22 protein-coding genes are annotated in these 25774 nt (G+C 59.9%); 8 read left to right on the forward strand and 14 right to left on the reverse strand.

The features are described 5' to 3' along the window. Window positions 1–2: 2 nt before the first annotated feature. On the reverse strand, window positions 3–821 hold the full coding sequence (locus Thiowin_RS08050; RefSeq protein WP_328987225.1) for a hypothetical protein: 819 nt from the start codon (window positions 819–821) through the stop codon (window positions 3–5). A gap of 609 nt (window positions 822–1430) precedes the next feature. Between Thiowin_RS08050 and Thiowin_RS08055 the strand changes: the two genes are divergently transcribed. After that, window positions 1431–1919, forward strand: coding sequence for a YbjN domain-containing protein (locus Thiowin_RS08055; RefSeq protein ID WP_328987226.1), 489 nt, complete (start codon window positions 1431–1433; stop codon window positions 1917–1919). Between the two features lie 186 nt (window positions 1920–2105). On the opposite strand, the gene ssb is transcribed toward Thiowin_RS08055, so the two are convergent. Both ssb and pbpC read right to left on the reverse strand, forming a co-directional pair. Next, window positions 2106–2675 (reverse strand): single-stranded DNA-binding protein, encoded by a 570-nt coding sequence (gene ssb / locus Thiowin_RS08060; RefSeq protein WP_328987227.1) that lies wholly within the window; start codon window positions 2673–2675, stop codon window positions 2106–2108. A gap of 158 nt (window positions 2676–2833) precedes the next feature. Beyond that, window positions 2834–4915 (reverse strand): penicillin-binding protein 1C, encoded by a 2082-nt coding sequence (gene pbpC, locus Thiowin_RS08065; protein ID WP_328987228.1) that lies wholly within the window; start codon window positions 4913–4915, stop codon window positions 2834–2836. A 132-nt stretch (window positions 4916–5047) separates the two neighbouring features. Here pbpC and Thiowin_RS08070 point away from each other — a divergent pair, with 132 nt between their 5' ends. Then, window positions 5048–6835, forward strand: coding sequence for an SLC13 family permease (locus Thiowin_RS08070; RefSeq protein WP_328987229.1), 1788 nt, complete (start codon window positions 5048–5050; stop codon window positions 6833–6835). Between the two features lie 259 nt (window positions 6836–7094). Then, window positions 7095–7748 carry a hypothetical protein gene (locus Thiowin_RS08075; protein ID WP_328987230.1) on the forward strand — a complete coding sequence of 218 codons (654 nt, stop codon included), beginning with the start codon at window positions 7095–7097 and terminating at the stop codon, window positions 7746–7748. Window positions 7749–7805: 57 nt separating this feature from the next. On the opposite strand, the gene tadA is transcribed toward Thiowin_RS08075, so the two are convergent. From tadA to guaB, 3 genes are read right to left on the reverse strand one after another with little or no spacing between them, the layout of a single operon-like run. Continuing rightward, window positions 7806–8300, reverse strand: coding sequence for a tRNA adenosine(34) deaminase TadA (tadA, locus tag Thiowin_RS08080; RefSeq protein WP_328987231.1), 495 nt, complete (start codon window positions 8298–8300; stop codon window positions 7806–7808). Beyond that, on the reverse strand, window positions 8291–9880 hold the full coding sequence (guaA, locus tag Thiowin_RS08085) for a glutamine-hydrolyzing GMP synthase (RefSeq protein WP_328987232.1): 1590 nt from the start codon (window positions 9878–9880) through the stop codon (window positions 8291–8293). Before guaA ends, tadA begins: the two co-directional genes overlap by 10 nt. 2 nt (window positions 9881–9882) lie before the next feature. Further along, a complete protein-coding gene (gene guaB / locus Thiowin_RS08090; protein ID WP_328987233.1) occupies window positions 9883–11349 on the reverse strand; it encodes an IMP dehydrogenase in 1467 nt (488 codons plus the stop codon). 367 nt (window positions 11350–11716) lie between these two features. On the opposite strand from guaB, the gene Thiowin_RS08095 reads away from it, so the two are divergent. The 3 genes from Thiowin_RS08095 (at window position 11717) to Thiowin_RS08105 (ending at window position 14725) form a co-directional block, all read left to right on the forward strand. Then, window positions 11717–12637, forward strand: coding sequence for a hypothetical protein (locus Thiowin_RS08095; RefSeq protein ID WP_328987234.1), 921 nt, complete (start codon window positions 11717–11719; stop codon window positions 12635–12637). 93 nt (window positions 12638–12730) lie between these two features. Beyond that, window positions 12731–13324 (forward strand): hypothetical protein, encoded by a 594-nt coding sequence (locus tag Thiowin_RS08100; RefSeq protein ID WP_328987236.1) that lies wholly within the window; start codon window positions 12731–12733, stop codon window positions 13322–13324. A gap of 219 nt (window positions 13325–13543) precedes the next feature. Beyond that, on the forward strand, window positions 13544–14725 hold the full coding sequence (locus Thiowin_RS08105) for a DUF5610 domain-containing protein (protein ID WP_328987238.1): 1182 nt from the start codon (window positions 13544–13546) through the stop codon (window positions 14723–14725). A 178-nt stretch (window positions 14726–14903) separates the two neighbouring features. Here the strand turns inward: Thiowin_RS08105 and Thiowin_RS08110 are convergent, their stop codons facing one another. From Thiowin_RS08110 to dksA, 4 genes are all read right to left on the reverse strand, one after another. Then, window positions 14904–17399 (reverse strand): glycogen/starch/alpha-glucan phosphorylase, encoded by a 2496-nt coding sequence (locus Thiowin_RS08110; RefSeq protein ID WP_328987239.1) that lies wholly within the window; start codon window positions 17397–17399, stop codon window positions 14904–14906. A 54-nt stretch (window positions 17400–17453) separates the two neighbouring features. Then, window positions 17454–19901: a phosphoketolase family protein gene (locus tag Thiowin_RS08115; protein WP_328987240.1), complete on the reverse strand. Its 2448-nt coding sequence runs from the start codon at window positions 19899–19901 to the stop codon at window positions 17454–17456. A 66-nt stretch (window positions 19902–19967) separates the two neighbouring features. Continuing rightward, entirely contained in the window at window positions 19968–20945 is a 978-nt protein-coding gene (gene gluQRS, locus Thiowin_RS08120; RefSeq protein ID WP_328987241.1) for a tRNA glutamyl-Q(34) synthetase GluQRS, read from the reverse strand. 79 nt (window positions 20946–21024) lie between these two features. Next, window positions 21025–21459, reverse strand: coding sequence for an RNA polymerase-binding protein DksA (gene dksA / locus Thiowin_RS08125; protein WP_328987242.1), 435 nt, complete (start codon window positions 21457–21459; stop codon window positions 21025–21027). A 273-nt stretch (window positions 21460–21732) separates the two neighbouring features. On the opposite strand from dksA, the gene Thiowin_RS08130 reads away from it, so the two are divergent. Continuing rightward, window positions 21733–22545, forward strand: a complete 813-nt coding sequence (locus Thiowin_RS08130; protein ID WP_328987244.1) for an HAD-IA family hydrolase — start codon at window positions 21733–21735, stop codon at window positions 22543–22545. 108 nt (window positions 22546–22653) lie between these two features. Here Thiowin_RS08130 and Thiowin_RS08135 read toward each other — a convergent pair whose 3' ends face one another. Continuing rightward, a complete protein-coding gene (locus Thiowin_RS08135) occupies window positions 22654–23067 on the reverse strand; it encodes an SCP-2 sterol transfer family protein (protein ID WP_328988033.1) in 414 nt (137 codons plus the stop codon). Between the two features lie 383 nt (window positions 23068–23450). On the opposite strand from Thiowin_RS08135, the gene fixJ reads away from it, so the two are divergent. Further along, the gene (gene fixJ, locus Thiowin_RS08140; protein ID WP_328987245.1) at window positions 23451–24062 is read left to right on the forward strand and encodes a response regulator FixJ; all 612 of its coding nucleotides are present in this window, start codon (window positions 23451–23453) and stop codon (window positions 24060–24062) included. Window positions 24063–24078: 16 nt separating this feature from the next. On the opposite strand, the gene Thiowin_RS08145 is transcribed toward fixJ, so the two are convergent. From Thiowin_RS08145 to Thiowin_RS08155, 3 genes are all read right to left on the reverse strand, one after another. Continuing rightward, window positions 24079–24864 (reverse strand): HesA/MoeB/ThiF family protein, encoded by a 786-nt coding sequence (locus Thiowin_RS08145; protein ID WP_328987246.1) that lies wholly within the window; start codon window positions 24862–24864, stop codon window positions 24079–24081. A 14-nt stretch (window positions 24865–24878) separates the two neighbouring features. After that, window positions 24879–25289 (reverse strand): hypothetical protein, encoded by a 411-nt coding sequence (locus Thiowin_RS08150; RefSeq protein WP_328987247.1) that lies wholly within the window; start codon window positions 25287–25289, stop codon window positions 24879–24881. A 97-nt stretch (window positions 25290–25386) separates the two neighbouring features. Next, a complete protein-coding gene (locus Thiowin_RS08155) occupies window positions 25387–25695 on the reverse strand; it encodes a hypothetical protein (RefSeq protein WP_328987248.1) in 309 nt (102 codons plus the stop codon). Window positions 25696–25774 lie beyond the last annotated feature (79 nt).

The following is a 25774-nucleotide window of genomic DNA, read 5'->3' on the forward strand; positions in this document are numbered from 1 at the left end:
CCTCATTCCGCCAAGTAAGGTCGAATGCGTTCTTCCCACTCGAACAGCCATCCCGATTCGAAGAGCCCGACGATTGCGGCAATAAGAATGCAGAGTTGGACAGCCCCCCAGAACCAATACACACGGACAAGGGCTTGTCGCGACTGATTGCTGATCAGAAAGGGTCGACCATCCCGCGGTTTGATCAGACGATTGACCGCGGGTTGGTCGGTCAACGCATCCAGCTGTTTTCTCGCCTTGCGCTCGGCGGCCTCGCGCACCCGCGTCCATTCCTGCTCGTTGAGTTGGCCATCGCCGTCGCGATCAAAATGGCGCAGCACGTTCGGCATGTCATGCTTCCAGTCGGCCAAAATCCGCGAAACCGCATCATGAATGTCGGCCGTCGTGGCAGGACCACCAAAGGTGCGGAATTCGCCTAGCGCATCCAGTTGATCGCCTACAAGGATCGTCCACTCGGTGAAATAGCGACCGTCGATGTGCCAGGATTCCTTGTGCGTCGTGCGAACATCCGCATCGCTCGGATCGATGATGCACTGTCCGGTGCCATCATCGAGAACAAAGGGCGTCTCGCTCTCAGTATATTCGAGGGTCTGTTTGCCGCATCTAATCTTGTAGCGATACCAGACGCAGGGGGTCTGGGAGCGACTTGTATAGAGCTGTGGAGACTCAGGCAGTGGCCTCGCCTGGCCTTCCAGTTGTGTATAGCCTTGTTTGGCGGCACCGATGCGTGAGGGCAGGATATCGCGCAACCTTTGCGCGCGTCGAAACGACACCAATGCCGCGACTAGGCTGGTGAGTGCCACCAAGATGATGGCCAACATCAAAGCATCGCGCGTTTTCAGGACGAGCCCGATCCCTAACATGAACGCTTGCATGCCCAGCGGAATTGGCACACCGTTAGGGGCAAGCAGTTGCAAGTAGGAGCGGCGCAATGGGCTTGACATAATGGGGTAACCGATTCAGTCAGGGGATTGAACGCGGTTTCGCGGTTGCGTGCAGCGCTGAATGCCTTGAGTGATTGGGAAAAAGACCGCCTGGCTTTATTGCCATTCGCCAACCAGGGGGTGGCTGCCAGCTTGCAATGTTTCAATCATCAGGTGATCAAATATATCAGGCCCGCGCTCGCCCGTGGGTTGAAGGGTTGCAAGATGTATGCTGGGCAGCCAGGCCCACGCGTGTATCCAGTCGATTCTATGCAATTCTTTGATACGTGTAAATCGCTCGGCAGGTTATGGCCATGCCGAGACATCCGCATCGCCGCCGTTCCCAGTCGATCCAATGATCGCGGGGGCAAACTTCCAGACCGTGGCACTGAGACAGCAGCGACGCCAGTCACTGTTGGGATGTCGCGCTTGACATAAGCGGTTGTGCGATGTAAGGCTTAGCTGCTGACAATTTGCGAACTGTTAGTAGGAATTAGAGGGTGTCTTATGAGGAATCATGTCTTTCGACGTGCCACGCAAACATTGCTGCTGTCGGTTGCTTTTTTTGTGAGTCCAACTTATGCGGATGACATCATTGATGCCAATCAACTGGAGGCGATATTAAAAATCGCGCAAGGTTTTGGGCACGCCGTTTTGGAAAAGGATGATCTTGGTGACCCCATGATTCGCGGCCGTATTGATGGCGTTAAGTATGGCATCTTTTTTTACGGCTGTACTGAGGGGGCGGATTGCAAGGATATTCAGTTTTCAACCGGTTGGTCCGGTGCGAATCTGTCACTGGAGAAGATTAACGAATGGAATCAGGAACAGCGCTACGGCAAGGCATCCATGGATGATGAGGGCGATCCCAGGTTGGCATTCACGGTGAATATTACCTACGGTGTCACCGCGGAGAATTTTGAAGATACCGTCGACTGGTGGGCGGTTGCGATGAAAAACTTCAGAGAGTACATCGAAGAAAATTCGCTCGATTAAGTCATCTGGCGAGGCTGCCTGTTCAGGGGCCGATGTTCTTGGGGCATGAACGTCATTCGGCGGCGACTGTGGGCGACCTTTGTGAAAGGCTGGTTCGTTGTGCCAATCGCGTGTCGGCGAATCCATTCGCCTCCACATGGGGTGCATCCCGCATTGGATGCTGGTATCTCGCTGACGGAGATTAGCTTAAAACGGGATGTCATCATCAAAGGGTTGGTCAAAATCGCCCGGCGGGGGGGTGTTACTCTGGCTAGGGGCCTGTTGGGGTTGGCTCGGCTGGTGAGGGGGTGGTGGTTGGCTGGGGTATGAGTTGGTCGCCTCCGCATGCGATTGGGCTGCTGGTGCGCCGGTTGCGCTTCCGCTTTGCCAGCCACTGCCGGAATCCCCTTCGGCAGCACCGCCGCCGGCGCGGCTGTCAAGCATTTGCATGCTGCCGCTCATGTCGACGATGATCTCTGTTGTGTAGCGGTCCTGGCCATCCTGGCCTTGCCATTTGCGGGTGCGGAGTTTCCCCTCGATATACACCTTCGATCCCTTGCGCAGGTATTGTTTGGCGACCTCCGCGGTGCGGCCAAAGATCGCAACCCGGTGCCACTCGGTCCGCTCCTGCCGCTCGCCGGTGTTTTTGTCGTTCCAGACCTCGCTGGTCGCCACTGAGAAGTTGGTAACAGGGTCGCCGCTGGGCATGTAGCGTGTATCGGGGTCGTTGCCAAGATTGCCGACAATGATCACTTTGTTGACGCCGCGGGAAGCCATTTTCTTTTTTTATCTCCGTTGGGTTGACCTGCTCTCATCTTGCCCAAAGGGTCGCCTGATTGTCCAGTGGTCCTTGGTTTCGCGCCCGGCCGCGCTCTTGGGGTTACGGGCCGGATGACTGATCGACAGGAATCAGGGAGTCTCGGGAATTTTGGCCGTCATTCAACGAAAACCTGAGCGGTGGCTTTGCTGCCAGTGGCGTCGATCAGCAGTATCCGGGTAAATCCGCGGCCGTCAGGTTGCCAGCGGCTGGAGCGGGTGAAGGCGTCATGCGTGATGGGTTGGCCATTGATGATCCAGCGAAAGGGCGCTTGGCCGCCGCGGGCTTTCAGGACGAGCCTTTGCATGGAGTGCGGCACGGCGCTGGATGTCAGGTCGATGCGGGCGCCATTCGGTGGGTAGGCAATCTGTACTCGAGAGGCTGCGGACTCGCTCTTGTCACGCTGGTCGATGTGCCGCAGGGGAGGGGGGAGCTGGGTGCTGCTGAGTTGCAGCACTCCCTCGGGCGCGGCAGGGAAGGGCGCGGGCGCTCCCAAGCGGGCAAAGGCATCGATCAGGACGGGGACGGCGGCAGTCGCGCCCGTCAGGTTGGCGACCGGGACGCCGTCGGGTCGGCCGGCCCAGACGCCAATCACATGGCGTCCGTCAAAGCCGATGGCCCAGGCATCGCGATAGCCGAAGGATGTTCCGGTCTTGATCGCGAGGCTATTCGCGCCTCTGTTTAAGTCGTTGGCGCCGGAGAGGATTGAAGTCAGATACCAGCTTGCTCGCGGATCCAGGACGGAGGCTTGCGCTGCCTTGGGTGCTTTCGGCGGATGGGGCAATGGGGTGAGTAATTCGCGCAGCGCCACGGGTTGGCCGCCGCGGGCAATGGCGGCGTAGAGGGCGACCAGATCGCGCAGGCGCAGGCCGACGCCGCCGAGCGCGATGGCGAGTCCAGCGGGGCGATTTCCCGGGAGTTGAGCGATGGCGCCCGCGCGTCTGAGTCGCGCAAGCAGTCGCGTGGGACCGACCTGCTTGAGCATGGTGACGGCGGGGACGTTGAGCGAGCGCTGCAAGGCCTCGCGCACTGTTAGGGTTCCAGCAAAGTCGCCGTCGAAATTGGCTGGCGCATATTGGTCGAACCCTGTTGGGCGGTCGTCGATCAGGCTCTCGGGGTGGGCGATGCCAAGCTCGAACCCAAGACCATAAATCAGTGGTTTTAGCGTTGAGCCGGGGGAACGCACGGCCTCGGTCATGTCGATGAAGCCCTCGCGCGAGACATCGGTGTAGGCGGCTGAGCCGACCGATGCCAACACCTCTCCGCTGTGGTGATCCACTGCCAGCATGGCCAGGGAGACGCGCGGGCCGAGCGTTGCGGCGTGCTCTTGGGCAAGGGTTTCGAGCGCTTGTTGCAATGGCGCGGACAGGGTTAGTCGCAGCACCGGGGCCTCGGGCAGGCGTTGCATCCAATGCTCGGCGCGGTGTGCCGCCAACCGCGGGAGTTGACGGCGCAGACGCGGGACAGGTGCCGCCATGGCTTGCTCGGCGATTTCGCCGCTGATGATTCCCTGTGCCGCGGCGCGCGCCAGGACTCGGTTGCGCGCCTGCCTGGCGGCCTGGGGGAAGCGATCAGGTCGGCGTCGCTCCGGGGATTGCGGCAGGGCCACCAGCAGGGCGGCCTCGGCGGTGCCGAGGCGTCGCGGTTCTTTGCCGAAATACGCCAGACTGGCGGAACGCACCCCCTCGAGATTGCCGCCGTAGCCAGCATGCTGCAGGTAAGCCTGCAGAATCGCGCCTTTGCTCGCTCGGCGCTCGAGCGCGAGTGCGCCGAGGATCTGACGCCATTTGCCGCTTGGGGACCGGGTTTCGGCGCCCTCGAGCAAACGCACCAGTTGCATGCTGAGCGTGGAGCCGCCCGAGACGATGCGTCCCTCGGTGAGCATCTGCGTCAGGGCACGCGCCATGGCTGCCCAGTCGACGCCATGGTGGGCGAAGAAACGGCGGTCTTCCCATGTCAAGAGCAGGTCGATCAGCAGGGGGTCGAGATCACTGAGTTGAAGTGGCAGGCGCCAGCGCCCATCGGCGACTGGGGCCGCGCGCAGGAGTTGACCGTCGCGCGCGAGAATGAGCCGGGAGACGGGTGTGCTGAGTTCGGGCGGGGGCTGCAGGCGGCTGGCGATGCTGAGCGCGGCCAGGACACCGAGGGTGATCGCGAGGCCTGCGGTTAGTGCGAAACGCAGGGTAGCGCGCGCCTTCATGCTTGCATGAGAACGGGGGTTAAGTTTGCTTTTCAAAGGGTTACAAGCCGTCTTGGCGCGACCTTAATGAAAGGTGCACAATCTCTGCGTAGTCACCACCGGCTTTCCATCATTACATTATAGGCAGGTAACATGGCCGACGTCCTCGCGCTCGGTTGGCAGGGAATCTTTACGCTGGGGTTGGTTCTGGTCTGTTTCATGCTGCTTGCGCGAACGCGCATCGCGCCAGACATTGTCACCTCTGGCGTGCTGACCCTGCTGTTGGTGACGGGCATTCTGACGCCCACGGAAGCCCTGGCGGGTTTCTCCAATCCCGCCATGCTGACGGTGGCGGTGCTCTATGTGGTGGTGACTGGGCTGACTGAAACCGGTGCCGTTGGTTGGATCAGCCAGTCGCTGCTGGGGCGCCCGCGCGGGGAAATCAGCGCGCAATGGCGGCTGATGCTGCCGGTGGCGGCCTTGAGCGCTTTCCTGAATAACACCCCGGTGGTGGCCATTTTTATCCCCGCACTGATTGACTGGGCCAAGCGCAACCGGCTGCGGTTGTCCAAACTTCTGATTCCCTTGAGTTATGCCAGTATTGCCGGGGGTGCCTGCACTCTCATTGGGACCAGTACCAATCTGGTGGTCAATGGGCTTTATATGGAACGCACGGGGCAAGCAGGTTTGGGCCTCTTCGAATTGGCCTGGATCGGGCTGCCGGTGGTGGTGACTGTGGTGCTCTTTATCCTGTTGGCCGGGCGTTGGCTGCTGCCAACGCGGGCATCGGCGGCGGCTGCTTTTGAGGATGTCCGTCGCTATACGGTCGAGATGCTGGTTGAGCCCAACAGCGCGCTTGCCGGAAAAAGTATCGAGCAGGCTGGGTTGCGTCAGCTGCCCGGGCTGTTTTTGGTGGAGATTGACCGCCAGGGCAGCATCATTCCGGCGGTGTCGTCCCAAGAGTCGTTGCAGGCGAATGATCGGCTGGTCTTCGCTGGCGTGATTGACTCAGTCATGGATCTGCAACGCATCCGCGGGCTGGTCCCGGCGACCGATCAGGTGTTCAAGCTCGAGGGTCTGCGTCGCGATCGCTGTTTTGTCGAGGTGGTGTTGTCCAATAAATGCCCGCTGATAGGCCTGACAGTGCGCGCGGGACGCTTTCGCGCTCGCTACAACGCCGTGATTATCGCCCTGTCGCGCAATGGAGAGCGGGTGCACGGCAAGATTGGTGATATTGCCCTGCTGCCTGGCGATACCTTGCTGCTGGAATCGCGTCCGGAGTTCGTCTTGCAACAGCGCGATGCGCGGGATTTTCTGGTTGTCAGTCAACTTGGTGATGAGCACCCGCTGAGCCACGAGCGCGCTCCTCTGGCGATTGCGATTGTGGTTGCCATGGTGGTCGCGGCCGGCTCGGGCTGGCTGACCATGCTTGAGGCGGCACTCCTGGCGGCTGGGGCCATGATTATCAGCCGATGTACTCAGGGCCGGGTGGCGCGTCGCGCGCCCGATCGACAGGTGCTGGCGGTGATTGCGACATCCTTTGGCATCGCAGCTGCGCTCGAGAAAACCGGCGCGGCGGCGCTGTTGGCGAGCTCTTTGATTGGGCTGGCGCAGGGAAGTCCCTGGTTGTCTCTGGCACTGGTCTTCACGGCCACCGCCCTGCTGACCGCGCTGGCCACCAACAACGTCGCCGCGGTGCTGGCTTTTCCAATCGCTTTGGACACGGCGGCGCAAATGGGTGTGAATCCGATGGCCTTCATGGTGGTGGTGATGATCGCGGCCTCGGCCAGTTTCGCCACGCCCATCGGATATCAGACCAATTTAATGGTTTTTAGTGTCGGTGGTTATAGGTTCGCGGACTTTGTGCGTATCGGAACGCCCCTTACTGTGCTAGTCGGTGCCGTGACAGTGCTTCTGGTTCCCTTGATCTGGCCGTTTTAAGTGGTAATCCGTTGGTATTTAGAAACATAATGTGTTATTGTAGGCGATGCTACTGTTGGCGGCTGTTTGGGTTGTCTGACCACTGGTTTGGATTATTTCCGCATTTCACCTGCGCCAGGTCAGTTTTTTTCTTAACACCCAAATTGCAAAAGGTTAATATTAGGGGGGTGAGCCACTGCGCTCCAAGTCCGTCGCTTGATCGATCCGCCGCTCAGGCATCGATCTACTTACCATCGATCTCATCATGGGAGGAAATTCCATGTCCCAGTCGCCAAGCACTGTCGCCTCAGAGGCATCCACCGGATCTTCGTCCGGCAAGTCCAAGGGCGGTAACTCCATGCTGCTCGGCATGACTCCGTTACTGGTTCTCTTCGGTGCCGTTGTCCTGCTCTACAGCCTCACCAGGGGAGGCTTCTCCGAGGCCTTCCAGTACTGGGAATTCTTTATTCCCGTCATTGCGCTTTACTCGCTCGGTTCCGGGTGGGGTCAGGCGTATCTGAATAACAATTCACGTCTTTGGTACCTGATCCGTCAGGGTATTCACTGGGGTGCCCTGATTGGTTTGGTATACCTGCTAAACACGCAAGGTATCCGTGAGTTGATGAACGACCAGCAGTACACTATCTTGCTCGTGTATCTGATTGCCTTTGCTACCTTGCTGGCCGCCATTCAGATGGATATCAAAATGGTATTCTTCGCGGCCTTCCTGGTTTTCTGTGCGTTCTTGATTGCTGTTCCCGAAAACAATCCGGCACTAATCAAACTGGGCGAGACCTTCGGCGTGGCCGATGCGCAAACCAAGCCCTTCATGATGACCGTCTGGGTCGCTGTTGCCGGTTTTGTCGGCACCCTGTTTTTCAGAACGTCAATGCGCGGCGCTATTTCCGCTAAGCGCGTGGCCAGCCGGGGCTAGCTGATCAGCCCAAATAACTGCGTCGCGACTGCTCGCGCGGCGCGGTTATTTCTCTGGTCAATCCCTCGAGCGTGCCTTTCTCGTGCGCTTGTTCCTAAAAAAATCTCGCAGTAGTTCGCCGCAAGGGTGGGCAAGAACAGGACCGCGACATTGGGTTGCATGGTTGAAACGCTCATCGGCGGGGAGTAGGTCAAACACGCTTCCGCAGGCGCCAGCTTTGGGATCCGGGGCGCCGAAAATCACGCGCTCCACGCGGGCATGAATGATGGCACCAGCGCACATGACGCAGGGCTCGAGCGTGACGTAGAGCCTGGAGCCTGGCAGACGGTAATTGCCAAGCCTGGTTCCCGCCGCACGCAGGGCTAATATTTCAGCATGGGCGCTTGGGTCATGCCTTGCCACAGGCTGATTCCAGCCCTCGCCGACCAGGGTGTTATCCAGTACCAGCACCGCGCCAACCGGCACCTCACCTTCTTCCGCCGCACGCTTGGCCAAGGCCAAGGCGTGGCGCATCCAGTGCTCGTCATCCGCCGGCCCTTGGGCTACTCCCATTCAATGGTGCCGGGGGGTTTGCCTGTGACGTCATAGACGACCCTGGAGATACCCGCGACCTCATTGACGATGCGGTGGCTGACATGGGCGAGGAGCTCATAGGGCAGCTCGGCCCAGCGGGCGGTCATGAAATCGCTGGTTTCAACCGCGCGCAGCGCGATCACATGCGCATAGTGGCGGTTGTCTCCGACAACGCCCACCGAGCGCACGGGCAGAAAGACCGCGAAGGCTTGGGAGACCCGGTCGTAGAGCCCGGCACGGCGCAACTCTTCGATGAAGATGGCATCCGCCAGGCGCAGCTGATCGGCATGCTCTTTTAGGACTTCGCCCAGGATGCGCACGCCAAGGCCAGGGCCGGGGAAGGGGTGGCGATAGACCATGTCCGCCGGCAGGCCAAGCTCCAGGCCGAGCTTGCGCACCTCATCCTTGAACAATTCCCGCAGCGGCTCGAGAAGTTTGAGCTGCATGCGTTCGGGCAGGCCGCCAACATTGTGGTGGGATTTGATCACCTTTGCCTTGCCGGTGCGGGTACCCGCGGATTCAATCACATCTGGATAGATGGTGCCCTGCGCCAACCAGCGGACATCAGGCAGGCGTTCGGCTTGCTGCTCGAAGACCTCGATAAAGGTGTTGCCGATCATTTTACGTTTCTGTTCGGGGTCGCTGATGCCAGCCAAGCGTTCCAAAAAGCGATCTTCGGCATCGACGCGGATCACACGCACACCCATGTGACGCGCGAAGGTGGCCATGACCTGGTCGGCCTCGCCGGCACGCAGCAGACCATTGTCGACAAAAACGCAAATCAGTTGCTCGCCAATGGCTTGATGCAGCAGGGCGGCGACCACGGCGGAATCCACGCCACCGGAGAGGCCAAGCAGGACATGCTCATGGCCGACTTGTGCGCGGATGCGCGCGGTCATTACCTCGGCGATATTGGCCGGGGTCCAGCGATTGCCGCAGCCGCAGATGTCGTGCAAAAAGCGCGCGAGGATGCGTTGCCCTTGGCGGGTGTGGGTGACCTCGGGATGGAACTGCAGGCCATAGAATCCGCGCGCCTCGTCGGCAATGCCGGCAAAGGGGGCGTTGTCGGTCTCGGCGATGGTCTGAAAGCCATGTGGCAGGCGTTCGACCCGATCAGCATGGCTCATCCAGACATCCAGGAGCGCGAAGCCGTCGGCGGAGTCGTGATCTTCAATGGCGCGTAGCAGGCGTGAATGGCCGCGCGCGCGCACTTGCGCGTAGCCGTATTCGCGCCGCTCGGCGGCTGTGACCTGTCCGCCCAGCTGGGCCGCCATGGTCTGCATGCCATAGCAGATCCCGAGCACCGGAACGCCAAGGTCGAAGACCAGTGGATCGGCCCGTGGTGCCTCGCCTTGATGCACGGATTCCGGACCGCCTGACAGAATGATTCCGCGCGGGGCAAAATCGCGCAGTGCATTGGTGTTGATGTCGTAAGGGTGCAGCTCGCAGTAAACGCCTGCCTCGCGCACCCGGCGGGCGATCAGCTGGCTGTATTGGGAGCCAAAGTCGAGGATCAGAACACGATCTGCATGGATGGGTTGCGGGGTGCTGGTGGCCATGCTCAGTTGTCGATCCGATAGTTGGGCGCTTCTTTGGTGATTTGCACGTCATGGACATGGGATTCGCGCATTCCCGCGGCGCTGACGCGCACGAAATGGGGTTTTGTGCGCATTTCCTCAATGGTGCGGCACCCGGTGTAGCCCATGCTCGAGGCCAGGCCGCCGATTAACTGCCCGACCACGTTGATCAGGCTGCCTTTGTAGGGCACGCGGCCCTCAATGCCCTCGGGAACGAGTTTTTCTTTTTCGGTATTTTCCTGGAAATAGCGATCACTCGACCCCTGCTTGCCCGCCATGGCGCCGAGCGAGCCCATGCCGCGATAGGACTTGTAGGAACGGCCCTGGTAGATCTCGACCTCGCCTGGGGCTTCATCCGTGCCGGCAAACAGGCTGCCGATCATCACGCAATGGGCGCCGGCGGCAATGACCTTGGCAACATCGCCGGAGTAGCGCAAGCCACCATCGGCAATGACCATGATGTCGGTCCCCGCGAGCGCCTGGGTGACATTGCTAACGGCGGTGATCTGCGGAACCCCGACGCCAGCCACGATACGAGTCGTGCAGATGGAGCCCGGGCCGATGCCGACCTTGACCGCGTCCGCGCCAGCCTTGGCCAGTGCCAGCGCGGCATCGGCGGTGGCGATATTGCCGCCGATCACCTGTACATCGGGAAAATGATCCTTGACCCAGGCTACGCGATCGAGGACGCCCTGGGAATGCCCATGGGCGGTATCCACCACCAGCACATCCACGCCGGCCTCGACTAGCGCGGTGACGCGCTCCTCGGTGCCCTTGCCGACGCCGACGGCGGCACCCACGCGCAGTCGTTCTTGCTGATCGCGCGAGGCCTTGGGGAAATCCTTGGCTTTCTGGATATCCTTGACGGTGATCAGCCCGCGCAACTCAAAAGCCTCGTTGACCACCAGCACTTTTTCGATGCGATGCTTATGCAGCAAGCTCAGGACTTCATCGCGTGGTGCTCCTTCAAGCACTGTAATAAGACGATCACGCCCGGTCATGATGGCCGAGACCGGGGCGCTCATGCGGTTCTCGAAGCGCAGGTCGCGGCCCGTGACGATGCCGACTAGCTTGCCGCCCTCGGTCACTGGCACGCCGCTGATATTGTGCGCCCGGGTAATCTGCAACACCTCGCCCACGCTGGTGTCGGGCGGTACCGTGATGGGGTCGCGGATAATGCCGCTTTCGTACTTCTTGACACCGAGTACTTCGCGCGCCTGGCGCTCAATGCTCATGTTTTTGTGTACAATGCCGATGCCACCCTCAAGTGCCATGGCGATGGCAAGGCGTCCCTCGGTGACAGTGTCCATCGCGGCGGAGAGCAGCGGGATTTTCAGCGCGATCTCGCGCGTGAGATGAGTGCTGGGATCGACTTCGCTGGGGACAACGTCCGAATGGGCGGGTACCAGCAGGACATCATCGAAGGTCAGGGCCTCTTCGATCAGACGCATGAATTCGGACTCCGGGTCGGAAATTGGCAAGAAAGAAGCATGATAGGAATTCACCGCCGAGGGGTAAACTCCCGTTGCAAGAAAAAAAGGTATCCTAGCCGAGTGAAGCGGCAGCGCCCGAAGCAGGAAGGCGCCTTGGCGCATCGCCTGCCAGGATTTTTTTGTGGCAGCGCATCAGGGTCCGCCTCACCCATTCCTCGCGACCGTAAAACAGCTGTTTTATTCTCCGGGGCGGTGCCGCACGATGAGCGTCAGGAGAGGATACCAGTCAATCATGTACAGTCGTTGGTCATGTTTCCAAGGTGCTCTGTTCCCGCGCGTATTGCCGTCAAAACGCGCTTGTTGGGCGCCGTCTTGGGGTGACTTGATGCACCTCTGTCTGATGCTGATCGGTCTCTCGCTGCTGCTGTCCGCGTGCGGACATGTGCCAAAATCGCCTGAGCCGACGGATACCTCCGTGGGGAACGGCGCTGCTGAGGTCGTGGTGCCAGATCCGCGGGGGACTGATCAGCAGGAGTCTGGCCAGCACGCATCTGTTCAGCAGTCTGGGGGTTGGGGGCGCGACAGCTTCTGGCCTCATGGCGAGCGCGGCGATACTCTGGCTATTTTTCCGCCACTATCAGCGGCTGAGCGTCTCAGGATGGGGAGTGAATATCGCCCGGGTGCTGTCCATACCTATGTGCTTTATGGAGTCGGCGACGGGCAGGGCAGTCAGCAAACGCGGCCATGGGGCCACACTGAGCTAGAGCTTCTGCGGCTGATCGATACTTATGTCATCAGCACGGGTGTCATCAGTACCGGCGAGGTCTCTAGCCATGGCGAGTCATCCACGCGGCATGAGTTCCTGATCCCTGTATATGCCGGGCTCGAGTCCCTGCCCCTCACCGAACGCAGCGCGCCCGAATTGGCTGATGCGGCGCGCGAGGCACTGGCCGCCTGGCTTGCTCAACGCCAGCATCTTGCGCTGGCGGATCGGTTAAGGTCCGCGCCGGGCCCCTTTTTGATCTCGCGGACCGTCTTTGATCTGGTGCCAGCGCAGGATAGCGATGTGCTGCTGACGGACTTGAGCAACATGGGGCCGGAGTATCTTTATCCCGTGGTTGATGCCTATGATCGCAGAGTCTCGGAGGCTGCGGCAGAAGCGGATGCCGCTTTGGTAGAACTGCGTCAGCGCCTCGCTCGCTTGGGCCATTCGTCGGGAAATCACGGCGATGAGCAGTGGCTGTACTTGCTTGAGTCTGCCACGGGCCAAGCAACAATAGGTGCGAAATCCAAGCACGGAGGCTGATGCATAGCCTCTCGCCGCGCTTAGCCTCGCTGCTTGGATTTTGGATTCTTCAATCGCCTTCTCCTTCCAAGGTCTATCAATACGGAGTCTGCAATGTTTGGCCATCGTCTGGGTAGTTTGTTTCGGTTCTTGATTGGTACCTTGGTGCTTCAGGCCGTGACCGTCCTGGTGACCTATACGGCGCTGCAAACCGATATTGCCATGACTTGGCCGCTGTTCGTGGCGTTGGGCTCCAGCTCTGGCGTGCTGGTGACCCTGTGGTTTGAGTCAATCGCCGGCCATGTTAGTGACAAGGCACTGTCGCGCGCTCAGCAGCGCCATGCGCGTGAGCGCGAGAAAATCCGCCTTGAGGCCGAGCGCCAGCGTTCCAAGATGACCGCTAAACAGACAAAAATGAAGGGCAACGCCGGCATCAAGTTGCGCACGGGACTTGCGGTGGGTGGCATGGCCGGGGTTGGTGTCGCCATGATGGTGGCCCAGTTCATGACGGTGGGGCTCCTCACCGTGGCGACTGCTGGCGGCGCGGCACTTGGTTATGGAGTGCGGGTGCGTCAGGAGCGGCGTCTGCGGGCGCGGCTGGAAGAATCCGAACCTGGGCTGATGCTGGCCGAGACGCGTGATGTGCTGCCGGTGTTAGAATCATCCACCAGCAAAGGCGCTTTGACCCGACGTAAAAAGAGCGACTGAATCGCTGCCTCGAGCCACTGCGCATGAATCGGCAAAAAGCCGACAATCTTGCAAAATATTTTTCTCAAGCCGACTTGGTGATGGTCGTTATCTGCTTTATGTAACGAGTTCCCGGTCGGGATATGCTGCTCCCGGCCAAAATCTTGTCATGACCGGCGCACAGCCGTGGAGTCGACAGTGATTTCCTTCAATCCTTCCGCCAGCTTTATGAACCCCCTGATGCAAGGCCAGGTCAATCCCGGTCGCGCGCAGGATTCTAACGTTGAAGGCGCTCAGAGGCGCGATGAGGCCTATCGTGCACAATCTGGCGGCGCGGCCGGAGCGGCCATGGCCAAGCTTCAGGACAGTCTGATGACCCGCTTGGTCGAGCGGATTCCGGGCGTCGATGTCGCCGACCTTGAAAAGCGTGACCCGGCTGATTTCTCGCCCGCAGCCATTGCTGAGCGTATCGGCTCCTTTGTTGGCCGTGGGCTCGAGAACGCGCGCGCTCAAGGCCGCGGCGACAAGGAAGTCCAATCGCTTTTTGACAGCGCCCTAAGCGGCATGGAGCGGGGTATGGCCGAGGCGCGGGATATGCTGGAGGGCATGAACCTGCTGCAAGGCAAGATTGCCGAGGATGTGGACGAAACCGCGAAGCTCACGCGCGAGGCTTTGGCCGAACTCGACCCCAGCCGTCGCCGCGAGCAACTTGAGGTGAATGGCAGTGGCAGTGCAGCACTCTCAATGGCTGAGCGCTTCTCTGGCGCGTCGTCCTTCGAGATGCAAGTACGGACGCAGGACGGCGATGAAATCACGCTAAAATTTGACCAAAGCAGCGAGTTCTCGTCTGGCGCCTCTGCCTATGCCGACAGCAATGGCAACAGCGCCGCGGCATACTCAATGAGTCGCAGTGAATCGGTCGGCTATTCCTTCAGCTTTGAAGGCGGCAGTCTGAGCGAGGAGGAAAGAACCGCTCTGAGCGACTTCGTGCGGGACGTTGGCCAGATGGCCGATGACTTTTTTGGCGGCGACGTGCAAAAAGCCTTCGATCAGGCCGGCGGCCTAAGCTTCGACGGTTCCCAGATCGCCTCCTTTGAAATCAACATGAGCCAGTCGCGGCAATACACCGCAGCCCAGGCCTATCGTCAGACCCAGCAGATCGACACGCCGGCCGAGGAGCAGCGACCCGGAATGCGTCTTGGGCAGTTGATGAACGAGATGCGCGAGAGTTTCAATGAGTCGATGCTGGATTTCCTCGAGAATCCACGCGAAGTTGGTGCGGGCATCATGCGCGGACTGGTCGAGCAGGACAGCCGCATGCGCGAGGCGCCACCCGAGAGTCGCGAGCGTATGCAGGCTAATCTCAATGACTTGCTGAGCAACGTCAGCCAGTCTCAGACCGAACAACCGGTCAGCAATTAGGAGTCGGCGGCGCCCTAGCCGGTGCTCTAGTCCTAGGGGCGAATTGATTCGCCCCGATCAAAAAGGTTGGCGAATTGATTCGCCCCGATCAAAAAGGTTGGCGAATTGATTCGCCCCGATCAAAAAGGTTGGCGAATTGATTCGCCCCGATCAAAAAGGTCGGCGAATTGATTCGCCACTATAAGCTAACCGGTTCTGGCTCCACCTGCCAAATTCGCTCGGCATATTCCTGAATCGCACGATCAGAGGAAAACTTACCGATGCGCGCCACGTTCAAGATCGACATGCGTGTCCAATGGCGCGGATCGCCATAGGCATCGGCCACTTTCCGCTGGCATTCGACATAGTCGTGGAAATCCGCTAGCACCATGAAGGGATCCTGATACATCAGGTTCTCAACCAGTGGCTGAAAGAGCCCAGCATCGCCATGGGAGAACAGGCCCGAGGCGATGAGATCAAGCAGGGACTTTACCTGCGCGTTCGTGCTGTAAATCTGATAAGGGTCATAACCCTCGGCTTGGCGCCGCTGGACTTCAGCCGCTGTCATGCCAAACAAAAAGAAATTCTCCGCTCCTACTTCCTCGCGGATTTCGACATTGGCGCCATCCAGCGTGCCGATGGTTAGGGCGCCGTTCATGGAAAACTTCATGTTGCCGGTACCGGATGCCTCCTTGCCCGCCAAGGATATCTGTTCGGAGAGATCCGCCGCCGGATAGAGGCGCTGACCGCGTTTGACGTTGAAGTCCGGCATGAAGATGACTCTCAGGGTGCCATTCACCGCCGGGTCATGGTTGATCACCTCACCCACGGCATTGATCAGCTTGATGATGAGCTTGGCCATGGTGTAGCCAGGTGCCGCCTTGCCGCCAAAGATGAATGTTCGGGGTACGATGCCATCCGTACCCTGGTTCTTGATTTGTTCATAGAGTGCCAGAACGTGCAGCAGGTTCAGATGTTGGCGCTTGTACTCATGAATGCGCTTGGCCTGGATGTCGAACAAGCTGCTGGGGTCTGGCGCGATGCCGGTTTCCTGCCCAAGCCAGTTGGATAAATCCGTTTTGGCGGCGGTTTTCACGGCTCGCCAACGTTCATGCAGGGCACTGTCATCGGCATGGGGTTCGAGTGCGCTCAGGCATTCGAGATCGCGAATCCAGCGGTTGTCGCCGCAGACCTTGGTGATTAAGCGAGCCAAGCGGGGATTGCAGAGCACCATGAAGCGCCGGGGTGTCACGCCATTGGTGACATTGTGGAATCGATCCGGGTACATGTCATGGAAATCTCGCATCACGGTGCTTTTCAGCAACTCGCTGTGCAGTTCGGCTACGCCATTGATGGCGCAACTGCCGACGGCGGCCAGATGGGCCATGCGGACCCGTCGGCCATTGTTCTCGTCGATGAGCGACAGCCGCCGGACCCTGTCATCGTCCTCGAAGAACTTAACCCGCACTTCATCGAGAAATAGCTGATTGATCTGGTAGATAATCTCCAAATGACGCGGCAGGAGGCGTCCGAACAGCTCAATGGGCCAGGTTTCCAGCGCCTCCGGCAGCAGGGTGTGGTTAGTGAAATGGCAGGCGTGCCGGGTGATGTCCCACGCCTGTTCCCAGTTCATCAGATGCTCGTCGACCAGCAGGCGCATCAACTCGGCCACTGCCAGCGACGGATGGGTGTCGTTGAGCTGGATGGCGAATTTCTTGTGGAAATGCTCTAGCGTCCCTGTGTTGCTCAGTTCCAGGCGAATCATGTCGCGCAGGGAGCAGGAGACAAAAAAGAACTGCTGCTTCAGGCGCAGTTCCTTGCCGACTTCCGGATCATCGTTGGGGTAGAGCACCTTGGAGATGGTCTCAGCCTCGATCTTGGCGTGCACGGCGCCGTAGTAATTGCCAGTGTTGAAAGCCTGAAAGTCAAAGGACTCGGGTGCCTCGGATTTCCACAGTCGCAACAAATTGACGTTGTTCACCCCATAGCCGGGAATAGGGGTGTCATAGGCGACGCCATTGACCACCAGCTCCGGAATCCAGCGGGTGTGGGTAATGCCCGCGGGGTCCGTATGTTGCTCTGTATGGCCACCGAAGCCAACCGGGAAACAAATCTTGGGACGGTGAATTTCCCATGGGTTGCCATTGCGCAGCCAGGTGTCGCCTTTTTCGACCTGCCAACCGTCGATGATTTGCTGATCAAAAATCCCAAATTCATAGCGGATGCCGTAACCAATGGCCGGAATCTGCAAGGTGGCCAGGGAGTCCATGTAACAAGCCGCCAGCCGTCCCAGGCCGCCATTACCCAGGCCGGGTTCCTCCTCGGTCTCGAGAATGGCCTCGAGATCCAGATCCAGTTCCTTGCCGGCCTCGCGTGCGGCCTCGGTGATGCCGAGCTTGACCATGTTGAGCCCGAGTTGGGGGCCGATCAGGAACTCGGCGGACAGATATGCCACGGTGCGCGAGTTTTTCTCCTTGTAGGTGCGGGCTGATTTAATCCATAACTCCAGCATTCGATCACGAACCGTGAATGCGGCGGCCATGAATAGATCATAGGGGCTGGCGACCTCGCGGAAGCGCCCCTGCACATAAAACAGATTGTCGCCGAAGGCCTGCACAAGAGTGTCTTTCGACAGTCCGGTGCGGATTGGCTCATGGGGCTCGGTGGCAGACCGGGCGGCTGTTGTAAGGCTCATGAAGTGTCAACCTGTGTGATGAATGCAGGGGTGCTGTGGAAAAGCTGTGTCTGCTCAGAAGGGCCAAGTCCAGTTGTCGATCTCGGGCGGATCGATGCCGAATTTGTAGGCATGATTGCGGCATTCAATTTGTTGGTCGCGCAGCCGCTCGCGGACATGGGCGCCCTTCACCTGCAATTCTGGCAGCCGGTTGATGGCGTCAATAGCCAGGGTGAAGCGGTCGATCTCGTTATTGATGGCCAGCTCCATCGGTGTGTTGATGTTGCCCTTCTCCTTATAGCCGCGCACATGAAAATTATGATGATTGGTGCGCGCGTAGGTCAGGCGATGGATCAGCCAGGGATAGCCGTGGAAGTTGAAAATCACATGGCGATCCTTGGTGAAAAGGCCATCGAAATCGCGATCCGACAAGCCATGCGGATGCTCGCGCTCCGGCAGCAGCCGCAGCAGGTCGACCACATTAATGAAGCGGATTTTGAGTTCCGGGAAGTGCTCGCGCAGCAGCGCGGTGGCGGCCAGTGCCTCCTTGGTGGGAATATCGCCGCAGCCAACCATCACCAGATCCGGTTCCTCGCCCTCGTCATTGCTGGCCCAGTCCCAAATCCCAACGCCCTTAGTGCAGTGGCGCACGGCGGCGTCCATGTCGAGAAACTGCAAGTGCACCTGCTTGTCGGCGACAATCACATTCACATAGTCGCGGCTTTTCAGACAATGGTTGGCGGTGGACAGCAGGGTGTTGACATCCGGGGGCAGATAGATGCGAATCACATCCGGATCCTTGTTGACAACTACATCGAGAAAGCCCGGATCCTGATGGGTGAAGCCATTGTGATCCTGACGCCACACGGTGGAGGTGATCAGCAAATTGAGCGAGGAAATGGGCGCGCGCCAGGGAATGTCCTGGGTGATCGAAAGCCACTTTGCGTGCTGATTGAACATGGAGTCAATCACATGCACAAAGGCCTCGTAGGTCGAGAAGAAGCCATGGCGGCCGGTCAGCAAATAGCCCTCCAGCCAGCCTTCCAGCGTGTGCTCGGAGAGCATTTCCATCACCCGGCCATCAGATGACAGTTCGCCGCCGTCTTCGTCCTCGGGCAGATAGTCCTCCAGCCAGAGTTTCTTGCTGACCTCATAGATGGCTTGCAGTTTGTTGGAACTGTTCTCATCCGGGCCGAAGACGCGGAAATTGGTCATGTTCTCGGCCATGATGTCGCGCAGGAAGACTCCGAGCGGATAGGTGTTGCCGGCGCGCTGTACCCCTGGCTTGGGCACATCCAGGGCATAGTTGTTGAAATCCGGCATGCGCAGACCGCGGCGCAGCAGGCCGCCATTGGCGTGCGGATTGGCGCTCATGCGCAAGGTGCCGCTGGGGGCTAGCGCCTTGAGTTCAGGGATCAGCCGGCCGTTGCCATCGAACAGTTCCTCGGGCTTGTAGCCGCGCAACCAGGCCTCAAGCTGGGCGAGATGCTCGGGATTTTCGCGCACGCCAGCGAGCGGCACCTGATGGGCGCGCCAGAAACCCTCGACTTTGTGCCCATCGACCTCCTTTGGTCCAGTCCAACCCTTGGGCGAGCGCAGCACGATCATCGGCCAGATGGCGCGCTTGGCCTGATTGGCCCCTGAGGTGGAAAGGGGGGCGCCGTCACGCGCTTGGTTCTGGATGGAGCGAATCTTGGCGTGGCATTCATCAAGCGTCGCCGCCATGGCCTGGTGCATGGCCATGGGATCATCGCCTTCGACAAAATGCGGCTCCCAGCCATAGCCGCGTATCAGGCTTTCGAGTTCCTCGTGCGGGATGCGCGAGAGCAGCGTCGGATTATTGATTTTGTAGCCGTTTAAGTGCAGCACCGGCAGCACGGCGCCATCGCGGATGGGATTGAGGAACTTGCTCGAGTGCCAGGAGGTGGCCAGCGGGCCGGTCTCGGCCTCGCCATCGCCGACCACCACGGTGACCAGCAGATCGGGGTTGTCGAAGGCCGCGCCGAAGGCGTGGGAGATGGAGTAGCCCAACTCGCCGCCCTCGTGAATGGACCCAGGGGTCTCGGGCGTGCAGTGTGAGCCAATACCGCCGGGAAAGGAGAATTGCTTGAAGAAGGCTTTGAGTCCCTCGGCGTCCTCGCTTTTGTTGGGATAGATTTCCGAATAGGTACCTTCCAAATACACAGGTGCCAGCACCCCCGGCGCACCATGACCGGGGCCGGCGAGGAAAATGGCCGACTGCTGGTGTGCCTTGATAATGCGATTAAGGTGGACATACACAAAAGCCAAGCCCGGGCTGGCCCCCCAGTGGCCGAGCAGTCGCTGCTTGATGTGATCGAGACTGAGTGGCTGGCGCAGCAGCGGATTGTCGCGCAGGTAGATCATGCCGGCGGCTAGATAGCAGCAGGCGCGCCAGTAGGCGTCCATGGCTTTGAGCTGTTCGCTGTCAGGCGGCGTGCCGGTGGCCTTGAGGTCTGGTGCTGGCGCGAGGCGGTCACTGGTGAGCTGTGGGGATGCCGTCATGAGAGTCTCCTTGAGGTGGTAAGCAAACGCCTGGCCGTGCCGCCGTGGACAATGAATCCAGGTGATTCAGGCCAGGGTACGCCCTCTTGATGAAAAAACGGTGAAGCCTGCCGACCCTGTGGGTATCCGCGCGGGCGACCAATGCGCGATGGCGAAAGACCAGAAATCCTCAAGCCGGTCGAGTTCGCGGGGCAAGGGCATTTGACCGAGAAAGCCCCAGGCGCGACCAAGACTCGGTAGCGGATCACTGGCATCCAGCGGTCGGGCCGAGTCGGATTTCGACAGCTTGCGCCCTTGGCTGTCAAGCACGATTGGCAGGTGGGCCAGGCTGGGGCAGGGGAGGTTGAGCGCTTGCCGCAGGATGCGCTGGCGCAGGGAGGACAGCAACAGATCGGCCCCGCGCACAATCTGGGTGATGCCTTGGGCGGCGTCATCCACTACCACCGCGAGTTGATAGGCGGGAATGCCGTCCGCGCGATGGATGACGAAATCGCCCAATTCGGCATGCACGTCGAGGGCGACCCGACCCTGGATACGATCCTCAATTGCAATCTCGCCAGCAGGTGCGCGGATTCGCAGAGTGCGCGCCCCACGACCGGGTGGAGGCCCCGTGCGACAGGTGCCGGGATAGACTGGCCCCTCTGGCCCTGATCGAGCGTTGGCGGCTATTTCCTTGCGCGAACAGCCGCAGGGGTAGGCACGGCCGCGACGCCTGAGATCCGCCAGGGCGTCCTGGTAAAGACTCAGCCGCTGGCGCTGATAGACTATCGCCCCGTCCCAATGCAGGCCAAACCGCTCCAGGGTGCGCAGCAGGCCGGCGGCGGCGCCTGGCATTTCGCGATGGTGGTCGAGATCCTCGATGCGCACCAGCCAGTCGCCACCGGCGGCGCGTGCGTCAAGATAGCTGCCAAGCGCGGCAACCAGGGAGCCGAAGTGCAGCGGCCCGGTGGGCGAGGGGGCGAAGCGTCCGCGGTAGGGGGTGCGGCCACAACGCTCATGCGCGTCGGCGAGCTCGGATCGAGGGTCAAGGGAGCCAGGCCGCACGCAGACCGTCGGGTCGCAGTGATCGCCAGTCGCGTCGCAGTGCTGGCTGCGCTGGGTGCCTGCCAGGATTAGGGCGGCGTCAGCCGCGCTGCTTTTCGCGAATTTCGTCGAGCGTCTTGCAGTCGATGCAGAGTGTGGCGGTCGGACGTGCCTCAAGCCTGCGGATGCCAATTTCCACGCCGCACGCTTCGCAGTAGCCATAGTCGTGGTCATCGAGTCGCCCGAGTGCCTCATCGATCTTTTTGATTAGCTTGCGCTCGCGGTCGCGGGTGCGGAGCTCTAGGCTGAATTCCGATTCTTGTGTCGCTCGATCGTTGGGATCCGGAAAATTGGTGGCTTCATCCTGCATGTGATGGACGGTGCGGTCGACTTCTTCCATCAGGCTGCGTTTCCATGCCAGCAGAATCTCGCGAAAGTGCGCCTCCTGATCCTGGTTCATGTACTCTTCGTCGCCAGCGGCCTGATAGGGTTCAAAGCCGAATGCCTTGGCAGCTTCATTGCGTGCGTCAACCATTGCGTCACTCCCAAAAACAATGGACTGTAAAATATCGTGCTTAGCGCTATCCGAGCAACAAGTGCACCGGGTAGAGGTTCTCCACCGTTGTGAGTCTGGTTCGGTCGCGGTGGCGAACGCGCTTTTCTACCAGATGACGCTGGTCTCGGCAATCATTGGCTCGTTTCACCCCGCGCCAGACCGTCGCACGCCCGTGCGGTGGTGACTGTGTCGAGGGTATGCTGAAGGAAGAACTAGCTGAAGCGAACAACCATATAGCTGGGAGGTGATCACATGGGCAAACTGCAGGCACTGATTTTCGATGTGGATGGAACCCTGGCCGACACCGAGCGCGATGGGCACCGGATCGCGTTCAATGCCGCCTTCTCCGATGCGGGACTCGACTGGCACTGGTCGGAAGACTGCTATGGCGACTTGCTACAGGTGACCGGTGGCAAGGAACGCATCGCGCGCTATATTGACCGCCACTGCCCCGGCTTCGTGGTACCGGATGGGCAGACGCGCGCTGATTTCATTGCCCGCCTGCATCAGGCGAAGACAGGCCATTATGTGCAGCTGCTCGGGCAGGGTCATGTCCCTTTGCGATGCGGCGTCTTGCGTCTGCTGCGCGAGGCGCGCGCGGCTGGCATCCGCCTGGCGATTGCCACGACAACTACACCAGAGAATGTCACCGCTCTGCTCGACAACCAGTGCGAACCCGGTTTGCGCGAGTGGTTTGAGGTCATCGCCGCCGGCGATGTGGTGCCGCGCAAGAAGCCAGCACCGGATATTTTTATGCGGGTTCTGGAACAGTTGGAGCTCGAGCCCGCGGATTGCGCCGTGATCGAGGATTCCGATCACGGTGCCGCTGCGGCCCTGGGCGCGGGTTTGGAGACGCTGATTGTGACTCTCAGCCATTACACCCGAAATCAGGACTTTGGACGGGCCGCCCTGGTGGTCGATCAACTCGGTGAACCGGACGCGCCGGAGGAGATTCGGGGAGGGGTTCTTGCGGGGGCCTTGACGACTGCTGCGACAGCGTCAGTCTGCGTTGATCTTGCGTTGATCAAGCGCTTGCATCAGATGCTGTGGAAGCGTTTTGACTAGGTGCGGGTGCGGTCATTGTCAGGTGCCGATCCCGGACCCAGCCCTCGGGCTGAATTCGGGATCGGGATTGGCTAAGTCTCGCCCGATCAAGAACTCAGGGTGGGGAGATTAGCTAAGCTCGTCGGCGCCGACCTGCTGCATCAGGCCGAAGCTTTTCACAAAAGGCCCGGCCATACGCGGGTCTTTGATCATTGCGCCGTAATCACCCACCTTGAACTTCAACTTGCCGGTCGCGTAGGCCGTGCCAAGTCCCATCATGCCAATGCCTTTCTCGACCCATTTCAGCCAGTCTTTCATCTCGGCGCGCATATCCCAGTCAGGGGTTTGTCCGTTCCAATCACCGGCTTGGGTGCAGATGCCGTTTTCTACCACAAAAACCCCCCGTGGGTTTTCCTCATCCTTAAAGCCACAAGCGATGGTGGAGCTAAAGTTGATTTCAGCCAGCTTCTGGCTGACCTCGGGCTCAGCATTCCAGGCATCTTTCAGCTGATTCATCCAGTCGGCGGAAAAGAGTTGAGCCATGTCGATCAGACCTCCTTCAGTTTGAGCGTTTGCGTGGTGGTTGGATTTTTCTGTTACTTGCGTCATCTTACTGATGAATGCTAACGGCGAACAGGGCTCGCGGGGAAATGCTGGAGCTTAGGGATCCGGAACTAACAAGTGCCCCAGCAATTTGCGAATCTCTTATGTTCAAGGTTGCTGATTCTAACAGGAAGCGGCCGCAAGCCAAGAACCAAGAGACGCTGCTTTGTTGATCAGGGTGGGAAGTCACCAGAAAGTTGCACAAGGTGTTAGCTTGATCTCTATCACTGTAGGCTAACCCGAGTGGCGCTTTGCTTCACTGACGTGATGTTTTGAGACATGCTTGGAAATGGCTTTGGGGAGTGATCGGGATGGGGGTTGAGATGAGTGATGAGCACTGGGTGTATGTGGTTGATGACGATCAGGCGATGCGAGAGTCTTTGCAGTGGCTGATCGAGTCCGATGGCATGCGGGTGCGCACCTTCGATTCGGCTGATGCGTTTCTAAAAGCTTGTCGGCCGGACTGGAGCGGCTGCCTGCTGCTTGATGTGCGCATGCCGGGCATGAGCGGACTGGAGCTGCAAGCCTACCTCGGCCGGCGCTCCATTGGTCTGCCGGTGATTATCATCACCGGGCACGGGGATGTCGCCATGGCTGTGCGGGCCATGAAGGCGGGGGCGCTGGATTTTATCGAAAAGCCTTTCAACGACGATGCCTTGCTCGGCAGCATCCGGCGTGCGCTGGAAAACGATGATCGTGCTCGCGCGTTGCGTTCCGCGCGGGTAGATATTCAGTCACGGATCAAGGAGCTGACCCCGCGCGAACGGGAGGTGATGGACATGGTCACCGATGGTCAGTCCAATCGGGATATCGCCACGGCACTGAAGGTGAGTGCCAAGACGGTGGAGGTGCATCGCTCGCGCGTCATGGACAAGATGCATGCGGGGTCTCTCGCCGAGCTGGTGCGCATGGTGATGACTGTTCAGACGACCTGATTTGTGCGGTGGTGGCTCAGGCAGGAGGCGGCGCGGCGGCACAAAGGGCGCAGTGGGGATCGGCGCTGAGTTTGAGTTCGCGCCAGTGCATGAGGCGCGCATCGAGCAGCAGCAGACGCCCGAATAGCGGGGTGCCAAAACCGCTGAGGATTTTGATTGCCTCGCAGGCTTGCAGGCTGCCAATGATGCCGACCAGGGGTGCGAGGACGCCATTGGCGGCGCAGCCATCGTCATGATCGGTCGCGGTGTCTGAATACAGACATTGATAGCAGGGGCCGCCGGGGCGGCCGCTAAAGCTGCTGACCTGACCCTCGGCACGAATGGCGGCGCCAGAGACCAGCGGAACCCCTGCCGCGATACTGGCGCGGTTGGCGGCAAAGCGGGTTGGGAAGTTATCGCTGGCGTCGACGATCAGATCGGCTCGCGCGGCCAGCGCGCGCAGGCTGTCATGGTTCAGATGCTCGCGAATTGGGACGAGTTGGGTGCCAGGGTTGAGAGCCCGCAGCCGCGCCATGGCGGAATCCACCTTTGGCTGACCGATGTGCGCCTGATCGTGCAGGATCTGTCGCTGCAGGTTGCTCAGGTCAACCAAGTCGCCATCGGCCAGCAGCAGGGTGCCAACGCCGGCGGCGGCCAGATAGAGTGCCACCGGCGATCCCAGACCGCCAAGCCCAAGGATTAGAACCCGCGCCCGGGCCAGTTTTTCCTGGCCATCGATGCCGAAATCGGGCAACAGAATCTGGCGCTGATAGCGCAGCAGCAGGTCGTCATCCGCGTTGAACTGGCTGTCGGCCGAGGGCATCTGGCGCGCGCTGCTCAGAGATAACGGCGCCAGTGTTCCGGGCGTTGATCGCGGCAGCCATGCTCAATGCTCTCGAAGCGTCTGGCAAAAACCTTTTTGGTGCATTGGCTCTCGGCGCGCTTGATGCCATGATTCTCCCGCAGGGTTTCCTCGGTGTAGTAGGCGAGCGCGCGTTTCATCCGATAGAGCAGTCCGTTGTCGAGATGCAAGCCAAGCTCCCTCAGGGCGGTATCGATTTCTTCCAGGCAGATCTGATGGATGTCGTAGCTCAGATTGAGCAAAACGGGCGAGGCCGGCCGGGTGTCCAGCACGCCTTCAACGTCCTTTAGAAACCGGGCCGCGGTCTCGGCATCGTTGCGCTCGGGATGCAGGTCGCGAAAATGGATCTGGCGATGTTTGATGCGGTCGGTTTCTGGGATATCCATGGGCGGTGAGGGTGCGTTTTGAGTTTCTTCTAGATGTCAGGCCAAGATTTAAGCCCGAATCGAGTTCAGGGGGCAAGGGGACCAAGGCCCGCTTCAGTCATTCGTCGTCGGTATAAAGCTCCGGTTTCCAGCCAAGGGTGCGCGCATGAGCCACGGCAGCGGCGAAAAGCCGCTGATGGCGCTCACGCAATTCCTCCGGCAGTCGGGAGGCAAGGTGCCCGTAAGGACGCCAGGCATCGCTGACCTCATCGTAAAGCAGCTGGATACGATCCAGCGACCAGCCCGCGCATGTTTCGGTCTCGGGAATCAGCCCAAAGACACGGGCGTCGCGGACAATGGTGCCGGTCGGCGTCATGCCGCCGAAGCTGTCCTTATCCAATCCGATGTAGGTTTTTTCGCGTGACATAGAGCAAGTGCCTCGGTGGTGGCGCTGTGGTCCTCAGCAAGAAGCTGAAAGATCCTTTTGATTGTTGCGATTGTCGCCA

This window comes from Thiorhodovibrio winogradskyi, assembly GCF_036208045.1.
Taxonomy (GTDB): domain Bacteria; phylum Pseudomonadota; class Gammaproteobacteria; order Chromatiales; family Chromatiaceae; genus Thiorhodovibrio; species Thiorhodovibrio winogradskyi.

Excerpts from the sequence above, each read along its gene's own strand:
- Thiowin_RS08050 (WP_328987225.1), bottom strand. The coding sequence starts at position 821 with ATGTTGGCCATCATCTTGGTGGCACTCACCAGCCTAGTCGCGGCATTG.
- Thiowin_RS08055 (WP_328987226.1), top strand. The coding sequence starts at position 1,431 with ATGAGGAATCATGTCTTTCGACGTGCCACGCAAACATTGCTGCTGTCG.
- ssb (WP_328987227.1), bottom strand. The coding sequence starts at position 2,675 with ATGGCTTCCCGCGGCGTCAACAAAGTGATCATTGTCGGCAATCTTGGC.
- pbpC (WP_328987228.1), bottom strand. The coding sequence starts at position 4,915 with ATGAAGGCGCGCGCTACCCTGCGTTTCGCACTAACCGCAGGCCTCGCG.
- Thiowin_RS08070 (WP_328987229.1), top strand. The coding sequence starts at position 5,048 with ATGGCCGACGTCCTCGCGCTCGGTTGGCAGGGAATCTTTACGCTGGGG.
- Thiowin_RS08075 (WP_328987230.1), top strand. The coding sequence starts at position 7,095 with ATGTCCCAGTCGCCAAGCACTGTCGCCTCAGAGGCATCCACCGGATCT.
- tadA (WP_328987231.1), bottom strand. The coding sequence starts at position 8,300 with ATGGGAGTAGCCCAAGGGCCGGCGGATGACGAGCACTGGATGCGCCAC.
- guaA (WP_328987232.1), bottom strand. The coding sequence starts at position 9,880 with ATGGCCACCAGCACCCCGCAACCCATCCATGCAGATCGTGTTCTGATC.
- guaB (WP_328987233.1), bottom strand. The coding sequence starts at position 11,349 with ATGCGTCTGATCGAAGAGGCCCTGACCTTCGATGATGTCCTGCTGGTA.
- Thiowin_RS08095 (WP_328987234.1), top strand. The coding sequence starts at position 11,717 with ATGCACCTCTGTCTGATGCTGATCGGTCTCTCGCTGCTGCTGTCCGCG.
- Thiowin_RS08100 (WP_328987236.1), top strand. The coding sequence starts at position 12,731 with ATGTTTGGCCATCGTCTGGGTAGTTTGTTTCGGTTCTTGATTGGTACC.
- Thiowin_RS08105 (WP_328987238.1), top strand. The coding sequence starts at position 13,544 with ATGCAAGGCCAGGTCAATCCCGGTCGCGCGCAGGATTCTAACGTTGAA.
- Thiowin_RS08110 (WP_328987239.1), bottom strand. The coding sequence starts at position 17,399 with ATGAGCCTTACAACAGCCGCCCGGTCTGCCACCGAGCCCCATGAGCCA.
- Thiowin_RS08115 (WP_328987240.1), bottom strand. The coding sequence starts at position 19,901 with ATGACGGCATCCCCACAGCTCACCAGTGACCGCCTCGCGCCAGCACCA.
- dksA (WP_328987242.1), bottom strand. The coding sequence starts at position 21,459 with ATGGTTGACGCACGCAATGAAGCTGCCAAGGCATTCGGCTTTGAACCC.
- Thiowin_RS08130 (WP_328987244.1), top strand. The coding sequence starts at position 21,733 with ATGGGCAAACTGCAGGCACTGATTTTCGATGTGGATGGAACCCTGGCC.
- Thiowin_RS08135 (WP_328988033.1), bottom strand. The coding sequence starts at position 23,067 with ATGGCTCAACTCTTTTCCGCCGACTGGATGAATCAGCTGAAAGATGCC.
- fixJ (WP_328987245.1), top strand. The coding sequence starts at position 23,451 with ATGAGTGATGAGCACTGGGTGTATGTGGTTGATGACGATCAGGCGATG.
- Thiowin_RS08145 (WP_328987246.1), bottom strand. The coding sequence starts at position 24,864 with ATGCCCTCGGCCGACAGCCAGTTCAACGCGGATGACGACCTGCTGCTG.
- Thiowin_RS08150 (WP_328987247.1), bottom strand. The coding sequence starts at position 25,289 with ATGGATATCCCAGAAACCGACCGCATCAAACATCGCCAGATCCATTTT.
- Thiowin_RS08155 (WP_328987248.1), bottom strand. The coding sequence starts at position 25,695 with ATGTCACGCGAAAAAACCTACATCGGATTGGATAAGGACAGCTTCGGC.